This is a genomic window from Streptomyces sp. TRM68367, from assembly GCF_014495685.1.
Classification (GTDB): Bacteria; Actinomycetota; Actinomycetes; order Streptomycetales; family Streptomycetaceae; genus Streptomyces.
Genome location: NZ_JACTVI010000074.1, coordinates 12,065 through 23,810, shown reverse-complemented (window position 1 = coordinate 23,810; position 11,746 = coordinate 12,065). Strand labels below are relative to the sequence as shown.

Below are 11,746 nucleotides of genomic sequence, written 5' to 3'. Positions count from 1 at the left end.
CCCTCATCTCTGTTGCAAGCCCTGGTCAGCACGGTCCGTGAGCTATGTTGAGCGACTGTGGGAGACAAAGGAGGCGCACCGGTGCCATCGCCCCAGCAGGCTCGCGCGCAGGCATCCGCCATCACCTCGGGAAAGACGGACCCGGAAGCTGAGGCCTCCCCGACGTCCCAGCTCAGGGAGCTCTTCGACCAGCCACGTCTGTCGCCGGGGCAGCGGCGCATCGCCCAGTACCTGATCGAGCACCTCACCGAAGCGGCGTTCCTGTCGATCACGGATCTCGCGGACCGTGTCGGGGTGAGCCAGCCATCGGTGACGCGTTTCGCCGCGGCGGTCGGCTTCAGCGGTTACCCCGCGCTGCGGGAGCGGCTCCAGTCGATCGCGCTCGGGGCGCGCGGCGGGGGCCCGGCCGAGGAGTGCCGGGGCAACGAGCTGCAGGCGGCGGTGGACGCCGAGATCGAGAACCTGGAGAACCTGCGGCGGGACTTCGCCGACCCCGACCGGGTGATCGCCGTCGGCCGCGAGCTGTCGGCGTCGGCGCCGCTGACCGTGCTCGGGCTGCGGATCTCCGTCTCGCTGGCCGAGTACTTCGCCTACGCCGCCCGCCGGATCCACCCGGACGTCAGGCTGGTGACCCGGGGCGGCAGCGTCGCCTACGACGCGCTGCTGCAGTCCCGCGAGGCCGGGGGCACCTGGGTGCTGGCGTTCTCCTTGCCCCGGCACGCGCACGAGACGCTCACCGCGGTGCGGGTCGCGCGCCGCGCCGGACTCAAGGTCGCGCTGATCACCGACCTGGCGTTGGGGCCGATGGCGGACGAGGCCGACGTCACCTTCGCCACCGGGACCGGGTCGCGCCTGGTCTTCGACTCCTACGCCGCGCCCGGCGTGATGTGCGCGGCGCTGCTGCAGGCCATGACCGACGCGGATCCCGAGCGGACGCAGGGCCGGCTGGAGGAGTACGAGCAAGTCGCCGACCGGCTCCAGTTCTTCCTCAAGGACTGAGGACCGGCACCACCCTCCCCCATGCCGTCACAGTGGTACCGTCCGCACCCCATCACACATGAATGTTTTCATGCTGCTTGAAAACCGGACAGCATATATAAATACTGCTCACGGATCGCGACCCGGACGTTTCCGGTTCGCGCTCCGCACCGTGGTCAACCCTCATCCCGCTCCGCACGGAGAAAGCCGACGGTCCGCCCATGCGCACGTTGCACCGCTCACCGCGCGGGCGACATCTGCCGTCGCCGGGCTCCTGCGCGACGGCCCCGGTCATCCCCCAGGCCGGGGCCGCCCCACCTCCGTCGCACACCCCCGACGACGCCGCACACCGGGAGCGATGATCATGCCCCTGACGTCCACGCGCATCAGCCCGGACTGGCCGTGCCAGGTCAAGGCCCCGGGCAGCTACGACTGGGAGCGTTCGGCCGCCAAGTGGCTGCGCGAGCTGGTGCCCGCGCGCTACGCCAGTTATCCCGCGCTGATCCGCCACCCCGTGCTGCTCGCCCGGCACGCGCAGATCCAGGTCCAGCAGGAGATCCGGGTGGCCCGCACCGCCCTGCAGACCGCGCGCGCCGACCTGCCGCGCCTCGGCCTGCCCGAGTCGGTCATCGAGCACACGATCAAGCTGTACGCGGCGGAGGTCATGCAGCTGCAGCACATCGCGCGGAGCGTGCGGGCGGTCACGCAGGCGCTGGTGGAGCAGAACGCCGGGCGCTGATAGCAGGGGCACGGGCCGCAGTACGACCGGGCATGACCGGCGCCACGCGTGGCACACGAGGCTGGATGAGCACCACCCAGGCACGGCGGGACGAGCCGGTGACCACGGTCCTCACCTGGCAGGTTCGCCCCGGCCACGAGAGGCAGTTCGAGGAGTGGACGCACGGGATCAGCCGCTGCGCCCGAAATTTCCAGGGCAACGAGGGTTTCTCCTGGCTGCGGCCCGAGGACGGCCACCGCTACCACGCGGTGCTGCGCTGGTCCGACCCGCACCGGCTCGCCGCCTGGCTGGACTCCCCGGAGCGCGCGCAGTGGCACGCGCGGATCGAGGGCGTCGCCACCGAGGTCGGCAGTGAGCGGCAGTCGACGACCGGGATGGAGACCTGGTTCAGCCTCGCAGCGGCACGTCGTACGCCGTGGCCACCCGGTAGGTCAGCAGCGCTCCCCAGTCGTGCCCGACCAGATCGACCGGCCCCGGCACGGAACGCAGCCGGTCCACCAGCCACTCGACGTGATCGTCCTTCCCGCCGCCGAACCCGGCCGGCCGCACGGCACCGAACCCCGGCAGGTCCAGCGCGACGCCCTCCCGGCCGAGGTGCCGACGCAGCTTGTCCCAGACCTCCCCGGTCTCGGGCACACCGTGGACGAATACAACGGTCATGGTCTTCTCCCGTCAACTACCCGCCCCGGGAGGACCGAGCAGGTTGACCCGGTCCGGACGGAGCTCTGCTCATGCTCCCAACTTCCCCCTGAGGCAGGGCGGTTACAGGTCACATGTACCCGTTCCGGCGAACACCTGAGTGCCTCCACGAGGGCCGCTCGCGGGCGTGGCGGCAGCCGGCCGCACGGCGTAAACGCGCGCGAAGTTCACCGCGAACGACAGCCCGAATCACTGGCGATCTCATTTTGCACTGTGCAAGCATCGTATTATCCGTGAGTACTTGACGAAGAGAGGGCCATGACCACCGTGGGGCCAGGCAGCAGTGGGGCGGACGACGGGGACGGCGCACCGCCCGTTCCGGAGGAGGTCTGGCACCGCTTCCTCGCCGACAGCGAGCGCGCCATCCGCGCTTCCGCCGCCCCCAGGGAACCCGCCGCGCGGGAGCGGGCACGAGGTCGGCACCCGCGGCCCCGGGACATGCGGCGGTGGATACGCCGCTCGGACGACGAGACCGACGCGGTGGGCGAGTTGTGGCAGCGGGAGGAGCCGCCGGCCGGGCCGAAGTGGCGGGATCTGGACCGCCGCGCCAGGTTCCGGCGAGCGGGCCGGGTGGCCGGAACAGCAGCCGCGGTAGCCCTGGCCATGGCGGCGTGGTCCCAGCTGTCCACGGGCGCGGGCACACCGGCCGGCGGACCGGGCGGCACGAGCGAGCAGAAGCTGGAGGTCGCCCCCGACGGCCTGTCCGCGGTGACGCCCCGTCCGCCCGGCGAGAGATCCGCGCGGCCGTCCTCGTCGGCGGTCCGCCCGGGGTGAGTCACGTACCGCGGAAGGCCGCCGGTACTCAGCTGAACGGCACGTTCACGCAGGCCAGTCGGGCGCCCGCCATGCCCGCGTGGCCGGGCCCGGTCTCGGTCGCGTGCTCGTGGACGACCACCGAGCGTGCCGCGCCCTCGCGGAACCGCCAGTCGACCGTGGCCACGGCACCGCCGCTGCCACGGGTGTTGGTGGTGAAGTCCAGCCACACCTCGTTGTCGGGGTTGGCGTAGGCGGGATCCACCGAGGGCTGCACCGGGTCCACGGTGTTCTGGTAGTGCGGGCCGGAGTCCGCGGGCTCGGGGCCGCACGGCTTGGTGTGCACGTGGGCGCCATAGGTGCGGTCCGGCTGGAGTCCCTTCAGGCCGACGGCGACCGTGGTCCCGCCTCCCTTGTGCGGCTTCTCCACGACCACGACGCGGCTGCCTTCCGGTACGGCGTCCCGGTCATGCGTGATGGCGGTCCCGGGCGAGCTTCCGAAACGCTCGGCGACGATCACACCCGGACAGTGCGTCTCGGCGGTCGGCAGCGCGGCCACCGCCGCGGCCAGAACCGTCGTCACGACTGCGGACATCGGCAACCCTTCCTCATACGACTCGTCCGTCCGTCTGAGCTCCTGTCCGGCCGATGTCGAGTCACACCGCTCGTATCCGGCCAACCGCGGTTGCTCGCCCACCGGGAAGCCGACCGGCCCTGCGGGGAGAGCGTGTTGGGCCTTACCCGCAGGGCCGCCCGCGACGGTCCCGGTCAGCTGCCGACGTAGGCCGCGAGGTGCTCGCCGGTGAGGGTGGAGCGCGCGGCGACGAGGTCGGCGGGGGTGCCCTCGAAGACGACCTTGCCGCCGTCGTGGCCGGCGCCGGGGCCGAGGTCGATGATCCAGTCGGCGTGCGCCATGACCGCCTGGTGGTGCTCGATGACGATGACCGACTTGCCGGAGTCGACGAGCCGGTCGAGCAGGCCCAGCAACTGCTCGACGTCGGCGAGGTGGAGGCCGGTGGTCGGCTCGTCGAGTACGAAGACGGACCGGACGCCGCCCTTCTCGGCCATGTGTGTGGCCAGCTTCAGCCGCTGCCGCTCACCGCCCGACAGCGTGGTGAGCGGCTGGCCGAGGGTGAGGTAGCCGAGCCCGACGTCCGCCATCCCCTCCAGGATCTTGTGGGCTGCCGGCGTGCGCGCCTCCCCCGCGCCGAAGAACGCCTCTGCCTCGGCCACCGACATCGCCAGCACCTCGCTGATGTCGCGACCGCCGAGACGGTACTCCAGCACCGCGGCCTCGAATCGCTTGCCGCCGCAGTCCTCGCACGGCGTGGCCACCGTCTCCATGAATCCGAGCTCGGTGTAGATGACCCCGTTTCCGTTGCACGTCGGGCACGCGCCCTCGGAGTTGGCCGAGAAGAGCGCCGGCTTCACGCCGTTGGCCTTCGCGAACGCCTTGCGGATGGGCTCGAGCAGTCCGGTGTACGTCGCGGGGTTGCTCCGCCGTGAGCCGCGGATCGCGGTCTGGTCGATCGTCACCACGCCGTCCCGCCCGGCCACCGAGCCGTGGATCAGCGAGCTCTTGCCCGAGCCCGCCACCCCGGTGACGGCGACGAGTACGCCGAGCGGGATGTCGACGTCGACGTCCCGCAGGTTGTGCAGGCCGGCGCCGCGCACCTGCAGCACGCCCGACGGCGTGCGCGCCTTCGGCTTCAGGGCGGCCCGGTCGTCCAGGTGCCGGCCGCTGACCGTGTCGCTCTTGCGCAACGCCTCCACGGTGCCCTCGAAGCAGATGACGCCGCCCGCCGTGCCCGCGCCGGGACCGAGGTCGACGACATGGTCGGCGATCGCGATCGTCTCCGGCTTGTGCTCGACCACGAGCACGGTGTTGCCCTTGTCGCGCAGGCGCAGCAGCAGGCCGTTCATCCGCTGGATGTCGTGCGGGTGCAGCCCGATGGTCGGCTCGTCGAAGACGTAGGTGACGTCGGTGAGTGACGAGCCGAGGTGCCGGAGCATCCTGATGCGCTGCGCCTCGCCGCCCGACAGCGTCCCGGACGGGCGGTCGAGGCTGAGGTAGCCGAGCCCGAGCTCCACGAACGAGTCGAGGTTCTCCCCCAGCGCCTTCAACAGCGGCGCCACCGTCGGCTCGTCGAGGCCGCGGATCCACTCGGCGAGGTCGGTGATCTGCATTGCGCACGCGTCGGCGATGCTGATCCCCTTGATCTTCGCCGACCGGGCGGACTCACTGAGCCGGGTCCCGTCGCAGTCGGGGCAGGCGGTGAACGTCGCGATCCGCTCGACGAACGCGCGGATGTGCGGCTGCAACGCCTCCTTGTCCTTGGAGAGGAACGCCTTCTGGATCCGAGGGATCAGCCCCTCGTACGTCATGTTGACGCCGTTGATCACCACCTTGCCGGGCTCGCGGTGCAGGAAGTCGTGCAGCTCGGTCTCGGTGAAGTCGCGGACCGGCTTGTCCGGGTCGAAGAGGCCCGACTCGGCGTAGAACCGCACCGACCAGCCGCCCGCCTTGTAGCCGGGGACGGTGATCGCGCCCTCGTTGATCGACTTGCTCTCGTCGTAGATCTGGGTCAGGTCGATGTCGGAGACCGTGCCGCGGCCTTCGCAGCGGGGGCACATGCCGCCGTGGTAGACGGCGTTGCGCACAATGGTCTTTTCACCGGTGGCGCTGGTCATCACCCCACTGGCCTTCCGCGCCGGCACATTGAACGCGAAGGCGGTGGGCGGGCCGACGTGCGGCGCACCGAGCCGGCTGAACAGGACGCGCAGGATCGCGTTGGCGTCGGTCACGGTGCCGACCGTCGAGCGGGGGTTGGCGCCCATCGGCTCCTGGCCGACGATGATCGCGGTGGTCAGCCCGTCGAGGACGTCGACCTCGGGCCGGGCCAGCGTCGGCATGAAGCCCTGCACGAAGGCGCTGTAGGTCTCGTTGATCATCCGCTGCGACTCCGCGGCGATCGTGTCGAACACCAGGGAGCTCTTGCCCGAGCCGGAGACACCGGTGAACACCGTCAGCCGGCGCTTCGGGATCTCGATGCTGACGTCCTTGAGGTTGTTCTCGCGGGCGCCGTGCACGCGGATCAGATCGTGTCTGTCGGCTGCGTGCGGCTCGCGCGACTGCGTGTCCGTCGTCGTGGCCCTGCTCATCGTCTCTCCATATGTCGGTCGGGGCCGCCCCCCGCGGCCTCGGTCGAACGTCTCCGGTTCGATCAGAGGGATACGAAAACCGGCGCCACGGCGTGGCGCGGCCTCCTTCACGGTGCCGTCCGTGCAGGCCGGGCCTGCGACAGCCGGACGGCTCAGCGCAGCTCCTGGATACGGACCATGTTGCCCGCGGGATCACGGAAGGCGCAGTCGCGGACCCCGTACGGCTGCTCGGTCGGCTCCTGGACGACCTCGGCGCCGCTGGCCTCCACCCGCTCGAAGGTGCCGTCGAGGTCGGGGGCGGCCAGGAGGATTCCGGCGTAGGTGCCCTTGGCCATCATCTCGGCGATGGTCTTGCGCTCGTCGTCGGTGATGCCGGGGTCGGCGGCGGGCGGTGACAGGACGATGGAGGTGCCGGGCTGGCCGGCGGGGCCGACCGTGAGCCAGCGCATCCCGCCGTATCCGACGTCGCGCCGGACCTCGAAGCCGAGGGTGTCGCGGTAGAAGGCGAGAGCGGCCTCCGGGTCGTCGTGCGGGAGGAAGCTCGCGTGAATCGTGATGTCCATGGCCGTCACGCTAGCCGCGGCTCGGGGAGGGCGCTTCTCGATTCCTGATCGGTCTGGTGACCTGTTTCGACACGCACGACGGCATGCCGGCCGTCGCGTCCGCCGCCTGCCTCCGGTAGGCGCTGGGCGGCATCCCGACCAGCTCGGTGAAACGGGTGCTGAAGGTGCCGAGCGACTGGCAGCCGACCGCGAAGCAGACCTCGGTGACGCTGAGATCGCCGCGCCGCAGCAGCGCCATGGCGCGCTCGATGCGCCGCGTCATCAGATAGCCGTACGGTGATTCTCCGTAGGCGTGCCGGAACTCCCGGCTGAGGTGCCCGGCCGACATGTGCACACCGCGGGCCAGCGCCTCGACGTCCAGTGGCTGCGCGTACTCCCGGTCGATCCGGTCCCGGACGCGCCGCAGCCGCGCGAGGCCGCGCAGGTACTGGGTGTCGTCGGATCTGCTGGCCACGTGCGCGATCGTGCCACATCGCGGGGGCCGTCGCGAGCAGAGCGACGAGCGTGATGCGTTCGTGCTCCGCCACGATATGTTTAGAGCTAAACGCAACAGTGATCAGGAGGATCCTTTGCCTCGCACAGTTCTCATCACCGGAGGCACCAGCGGCATCGGCCGTGCCGTCGCCGCACGGTTCGCCGCCGACCAGGCAGAGGTCTTCATCACCGGACGCACCCCCGACACCGTCGAACAGACCGCCGCAGAGCTCGGGGCGCACGGCGTCGTCTGCGACGCGAGCGACTCCGGGCAGGTCTCGGCGCTCGCCGCCCGGATCGACGAGTTGGACGTCCTGGTCAACGCCGCCGGCGGCCTGCCCCAGGTCACGCCCGGCGACGGACCGGCCCTGGACGCGCTGCTCGACGAGTGGCAGGCCAGCCTGGGGCAGAACCTGCTCACCGCGGTCCTGACCACGGCCTCGGTCCAGGACAAGCTCACCGGCGACAGCTCCGTCATCAGCATCGGCTCGATCGGCGCCGAACGCCGGGGCGGCTCCTACGGCGCGGCCAAAGCCGCCCTGGGCGCGTGGAACGCCGCACTGTCCGCCGAGCTGGCTCCCCGGGGTGCCACCTGCAACGTCATCTCCGCGGGGTACATCGCCGGCACCAACTTCTTCGGCGGCGGGCTGAGCGACGAACGCTATCGCGCGCTGGTGGAGGAGACGCACAACAAGCGGCCGGGCACGGTCGACGACATCGCCCGGACCGCCTGCTTCCTCGCGTCGCCAGGCGCCCGGCACATCACCGGCCAGACCATCCATGTCAACGGGGGCGCCTTCACCACGCGATAGCGGGCCGAGGCCGCCGCGTCAAGCAGAACCGAGGAGAAGAAGGCAGGCCCGAACACGGTGAACAATGCGCGAACTACCTGTGTGCGACAGCAACTTGACCGTGACGTGACCGTCAGCCGTGAGGTAATATCCGGCCAAAGAGACGGTCGCACCTCGCCAGGTCGGCCGCCATCGCGCTGACGCAGTGGCCGGCATGCGGTCCGGCCAAGGACATGACCCGGGGGGTGTTCCGATGGAGCGGCGACGGAAACCGCACGAATCGGGACGCCGGCCGGCACAGGCAGACGCACTCCCGGATCGCGGTCGCTCACGATCCCAGCACGCCTGACCGGCCCCTCTCGCGAACGCGTCATCCACGTCATCCACGGACGGTTCGGCCTCGCGGCCGAGTCGCGGGGCTCGGCCCTCAGTCGCCTCTCGCCCTCTCTCGGGCGAAGAGCGGAAAACCCCGGCTCTCCTGCAGCAACCCACGGCAGGACAGAACCCTAAGGAGGAATCGGTGTTTGATCTCCGGAAAGAGGCAGAGATGCGGCTGCACTCGGAAAAGCTGGCCAAGGAACTCGCCCTCGCAAAGCAGCGCGAAGAGAGCGAAGAGCAGACGGCCCCTGAAAACGCGGCCGCGGCCGACGCCGACCCCAGTGGCTGACCTCCGGCCGTGTCAGCTCTGCGCACGGTGTTCCCCGGACACCGCGCGCAGGTAGGCGCCGGGGCGGGAGATGGCCGATGGATTGCGGGGGCTCTCGACCAGATCGACGTAGTCGAGGGTGACGATCTGCCGGTCCTGATCGCGGAGACGTTGCGCAGCGGCGCGTAGGAGAGGAGGAACTTCTTCTTCTGCTTGGCGCTCACGTCGCCGTAGTCGCAGATGACGATGACGTCCGTGTTCCGCTCCACGACGCTCTCCCAGCCGCCGGTGGTCCAGGAGTCGTCGACGTCGTGCATGACGTTGGTCCCGCCCGCCTCGCTGAACCCTATGGGTTCGGGTTACCGGGCGTCCCGAACCGCGGCGGCTCAACGCCAATGAGCACTGCGCATCGTGAAGTTGCAGTTCACGATGCACAGTGCTCAATGAGGGAATCGCCTGTTGAAGGCGGCGGCCAGGGCCGACGGGTGGTCAGGAGGACGGGTACGGGTGGTGCGTCGCGTGGTCGCGCGTGTGGTAGTGGTAGAACAGCAGCGCGAAGACGCCCGCCGCGATCGGCAGCGTCGTGGCAACGATGCGCCGGAGGCTGGCGTCGCCGGTCTGGTCGTAGAGGAAGCCCACCGCGGCGCCGGTGAAGGCGGCCCAGGCCACGGCGCGCAGGGCGTGCAGATCACGCCGCATGCGCCGGACCAGCCGGTTGACCGCGAGGCAGATCACCAGGAAGGCGAGCGCGCTCAGGATGCCCAGCGAGAGGTCGGCGCCGGTGATCGCGTGCCCGTGGCGCCGGTTGACCGCGGCCCAGTCCCCGTAGAGCAGGCCAAGGCCCACGGCCAGGACCCACCGCAGGACCGTGTGCGTCCGTTCGCTGAAGACATCGGGTACCGCCTGTGCCATCGCAGCGCTCCGTTCCGCGTCACTCGTCTCCTACCGGCCCAATCTGGCACGGAGCGCATAGGGACGGCGTGAGGATCAGCTGTGTGCCCGCCGCTGGCCGGGGCGCTTTTCTGGAGAGGCGGCACGGCTCAGTCCTGGAGGGCATTGGTCGCCTCTCAGAGAATCTCAGCCTTCCGCGTGGCCCAGCCACAGGTCGGGCCCGAAGACCTCGTAGCGGATGTGCCGGGCGGGGGCAGTGGGTGCGGGGGTGAGGTTCCGTACCAGCGCAGGCAGCGGGGCGCTCAGTCGGGCGGTGGTGGTGGCGGGGGCACCGGATCGCAGCGCGGGAGGTGCTGGACGCGGTCACCATCCGGCGGGTGGCGTCGGATCTCGGTGTGGTGCTGATGGTTCTGTACCTGCATGTCGCGGACAAGCGTGAGCTGGTCGTCGCGATGCTCGACGACGTGGCGTCTCCGGCGACTGAGCGCGGCGCACGCGCCCGCGTATGCATCGCTCGTACGGCGCATGCACCCACTGGTGTCCCCTTGCGCCGTACGGCGGTTGCGTCAGCCGTCGGTACAGTGTAAAGGGGCAGCGGACGCACATTTCCGCCATCAACCTGGCCACCATCGCCGCCCGGTGGCAGCTGCGTGCTCTGCCCGGCCAGGATCTCCGTATGGCGTTGTCGGCCGCCCTGCGGCCACGCGAACTCCGCATGCACGCCACCCCCAGGACGCCGAGCCGGAAGGCGGGTACGTCATGACGCTTTCCCTTCCGAGCCCGGATGCCTCGGATCCCGGCCACACCGGACATTCCCCGGATGATCCAACGTGCCTCCACCTGACCGGTGTTGCCGCGGTCCGGCCGACCACCCGGGCCCGGGCCCCAGGCCGCCGGACATGACGAGAAGGCGGCGGGGACCGGCGCAGCCGCGCACCACCCTCCACCGCCCCGGCACTCCCGGCTATGCGAACTGCCCGGGCTCGTAGTCGCCGGCGGGCTGCCGGACGATGACGTTCATCCGGTTGAAGGCGTTGATGAGGGCGATCAGGGACACCAGGGCAGCGAGCTGGTCCTCGTCGTAGTGCTTGGCGGCCTTCCCCCAGACCTCGTCCGTGACTCCCCCGGCCGCGTCCGCGATGCGGGTGCCCTGCTCCGTCAACTCCAGCGCGGCGCGCTCGGCCTCGGTGAAGACCGTGGCCTCCCGCCAGGTCGCGACCAGGTTGAGGCGCACCGACGACACACCGGCGGCAGCGGCCTCCTTGCTGTGCATGTCGGTGCAGAAACCGCACCCGTTGATCTGGCTCGCGCGGAGCTTCACCAGCTCCTGTGTCGCGGCAGCCAGCGTCGAGTCCGTGACCACTTGGCCCGCCGAGACGATGCCCTTCACGAACTTGCCCGCGGTCGCGTTGGTGAAGAAGTTCAAACGAGCATCCACCGTGTACTCCTCTTTCATCGTCGGCGCCTACACACCCATGACGGACGGACGCGACACGATGTGACAGGGACGCACGTGACGTGCGTCTCCCCGGCCGGCTACGGAGCGACGGGGCGTTCGAAGAAGGTCTCCAGTACGACGGTGGCGTGGGTGCCGCTGACTCCTTCGATGGCGTACAAACGGCGCAGCGCGTCCTGGAGTTGCTCCGTCGTCGCGGTCCTGACCTTGACCAGGACCGCTGCGCTGCCGGCGATGACATGCGCTTCCTGGATCTCCGCGATGGCGGCGAACCGTTCGCCGGAGTCACCCACCCACTGCGTCGACTCCACCATGACGAAGGCGAGCACGCCCCGCCCCACCGCAACGCGGTCGACCTCGACGGCCGTCCGGCGGATGACGCCCCGCTCGCGCAGCTTCCGCACGCGTTCATGTGTGGCCCCCGGGGACAGCCCCTCGGCCTCCCCCAGCGCCGCGTACGACTGTGAGGCGTCCTGCTGGAGGAGGACGAGCAGCTGCCGGTCGATGTCGTCCAACGGATCTCCATCCTGAGGAAAACTTGATCTGCCGAATGTCATTCAGCAGAGTCTGGATCTGTCAGATCGGGATTCGGCG

Annotated in this window: 12 protein-coding genes and 3 pseudogenes; 6 read left to right on the top strand and 9 right to left on the bottom strand. The window is 70.2% G+C overall.

Annotated features, from left to right (window positions below; genetic code table 11):
• Positions 1–81 precede the first annotated feature (81 nt).
• From H8R17_RS33115 to H8R17_RS33105, 3 genes and pseudogenes are all read left to right on the top strand, one after another.
• Positions 82–999: a MurR/RpiR family transcriptional regulator gene (locus H8R17_RS33115; RefSeq protein WP_187826912.1), complete on the top strand. Its 918-nt coding sequence runs from the start codon at positions 82–84 to the stop codon at positions 997–999.
• Positions 1,000–1,336: 337 nt separating this feature from the next.
• The gene (locus H8R17_RS33110) at positions 1,337–1,717 is read left to right on the top strand and encodes a hypothetical protein (RefSeq protein ID WP_187826911.1); all 381 of its coding nucleotides are present in this window, start codon (positions 1,337–1,339) and stop codon (positions 1,715–1,717) included.
• Positions 1,718–1,749: 32 nt separating this feature from the next.
• Positions 1,750–2,028: pseudogene (locus tag H8R17_RS33105) on the top strand (antibiotic biosynthesis monooxygenase); the annotation flags it as partial.
• A gap of 103 nt (positions 2,029–2,131) precedes the next feature.
• Here H8R17_RS33105 and H8R17_RS33100 read toward each other — a convergent pair.
• Positions 2,132–2,377 (bottom strand): annotated as a pseudogene (locus H8R17_RS33100) (alpha/beta fold hydrolase); the annotation flags it as partial.
• A 297-nt stretch (positions 2,378–2,674) separates the two neighbouring features.
• On the opposite strand from H8R17_RS33100, the gene H8R17_RS33095 reads away from it, so the two are divergent.
• The gene (locus tag H8R17_RS33095; RefSeq protein ID WP_187826909.1) at positions 2,675–3,190 is read left to right on the top strand and encodes a hypothetical protein; all 516 of its coding nucleotides are present in this window, start codon (positions 2,675–2,677) and stop codon (positions 3,188–3,190) included.
• A gap of 28 nt (positions 3,191–3,218) precedes the next feature.
• Here the strand turns inward: H8R17_RS33095 and H8R17_RS33090 are convergent, their stop codons facing one another.
• The 4 genes from H8R17_RS33090 to H8R17_RS33075 all read right to left on the bottom strand — a co-directional run bounded on the left by H8R17_RS33090 (position 3,219) and on the right by H8R17_RS33075 (position 7,348).
• Entirely contained in the window at positions 3,219–3,764 is a 546-nt protein-coding gene (locus H8R17_RS33090) for a superoxide dismutase family protein (protein WP_187826908.1), read from the bottom strand.
• 173 nt (positions 3,765–3,937) lie between these two features.
• Complete coding sequence (locus H8R17_RS33085) at positions 3,938–6,331, bottom strand: excinuclease ABC subunit UvrA (protein WP_187826907.1); 2,394 nt, start codon at positions 6,329–6,331, stop codon at positions 3,938–3,940.
• Positions 6,332–6,483: 152 nt separating this feature from the next.
• The gene (locus tag H8R17_RS33080) at positions 6,484–6,894 is read right to left on the bottom strand and encodes a VOC family protein (RefSeq protein WP_187826906.1); all 411 of its coding nucleotides are present in this window, start codon (positions 6,892–6,894) and stop codon (positions 6,484–6,486) included.
• A 10-nt stretch (positions 6,895–6,904) separates the two neighbouring features.
• Positions 6,905–7,348: a helix-turn-helix transcriptional regulator gene (locus H8R17_RS33075; protein WP_187826905.1), complete on the bottom strand. Its 444-nt coding sequence runs from the start codon at positions 7,346–7,348 to the stop codon at positions 6,905–6,907.
• A gap of 115 nt (positions 7,349–7,463) precedes the next feature.
• On the opposite strand from H8R17_RS33075, the gene H8R17_RS33070 reads away from it, so the two are divergent.
• Together H8R17_RS33070 and H8R17_RS33065 are read left to right on the top strand one after the other, a co-directional pair.
• The gene (locus H8R17_RS33070; RefSeq protein ID WP_187826904.1) at positions 7,464–8,180 is read left to right on the top strand and encodes an SDR family NAD(P)-dependent oxidoreductase; all 717 of its coding nucleotides are present in this window, start codon (positions 7,464–7,466) and stop codon (positions 8,178–8,180) included.
• A 499-nt stretch (positions 8,181–8,679) separates the two neighbouring features.
• Positions 8,680–8,826, top strand: a complete 147-nt coding sequence (locus tag H8R17_RS33065) for a hypothetical protein (RefSeq protein WP_187826903.1) — start codon at positions 8,680–8,682, stop codon at positions 8,824–8,826.
• Between the two features lie 12 nt (positions 8,827–8,838).
• On the opposite strand, the pseudogene H8R17_RS47650 reads toward H8R17_RS33065, so the two are convergent.
• The 4 genes and pseudogenes from H8R17_RS47650 to H8R17_RS33050 all read right to left on the bottom strand — a co-directional run.
• Positions 8,839–9,164, bottom strand: a pseudogene (locus H8R17_RS47650) (iron transporter); the annotation flags it as partial.
• A 130-nt stretch (positions 9,165–9,294) separates the two neighbouring features.
• Positions 9,295–9,717, bottom strand: coding sequence for a hypothetical protein (locus H8R17_RS33060; RefSeq protein ID WP_187826902.1), 423 nt, complete (start codon positions 9,715–9,717; stop codon positions 9,295–9,297).
• A gap of 943 nt (positions 9,718–10,660) precedes the next feature.
• The gene (locus H8R17_RS33055; RefSeq protein ID WP_187826901.1) at positions 10,661–11,134 is read right to left on the bottom strand and encodes a carboxymuconolactone decarboxylase family protein; all 474 of its coding nucleotides are present in this window, start codon (positions 11,132–11,134) and stop codon (positions 10,661–10,663) included.
• A gap of 98 nt (positions 11,135–11,232) precedes the next feature.
• The gene (locus tag H8R17_RS33050; RefSeq protein WP_187826900.1) at positions 11,233–11,667 is read right to left on the bottom strand and encodes an Lrp/AsnC family transcriptional regulator; all 435 of its coding nucleotides are present in this window, start codon (positions 11,665–11,667) and stop codon (positions 11,233–11,235) included.
• Positions 11,668–11,746: the final 79 nt, after the last annotated feature.

What these genes read in the sequence shown, in the direction of transcription:
- H8R17_RS33110 (WP_187826911.1), top strand. Translation starts at nt 1,337, where the DNA reads ATGATCATGCCCCTGACGTCCACGCGCATCAGCCCGGACTGGCCGTGC.
- H8R17_RS33095 (WP_187826909.1), top strand. Translation starts at nt 2,675, where the DNA reads ATGACCACCGTGGGGCCAGGCAGCAGTGGGGCGGACGACGGGGACGGC.
- H8R17_RS33090 (WP_187826908.1), bottom strand. Translation starts at nt 3,764, where the DNA reads ATGTCCGCAGTCGTGACGACGGTTCTGGCCGCGGCGGTGGCCGCGCTG.
- H8R17_RS33085 (WP_187826907.1), bottom strand. Translation starts at nt 6,331, where the DNA reads ATGAGCAGGGCCACGACGACGGACACGCAGTCGCGCGAGCCGCACGCA.
- H8R17_RS33080 (WP_187826906.1), bottom strand. Translation starts at nt 6,894, where the DNA reads ATGGACATCACGATTCACGCGAGCTTCCTCCCGCACGACGACCCGGAG.
- H8R17_RS33060 (WP_187826902.1), bottom strand. Translation starts at nt 9,717, where the DNA reads ATGGCACAGGCGGTACCCGATGTCTTCAGCGAACGGACGCACACGGTC.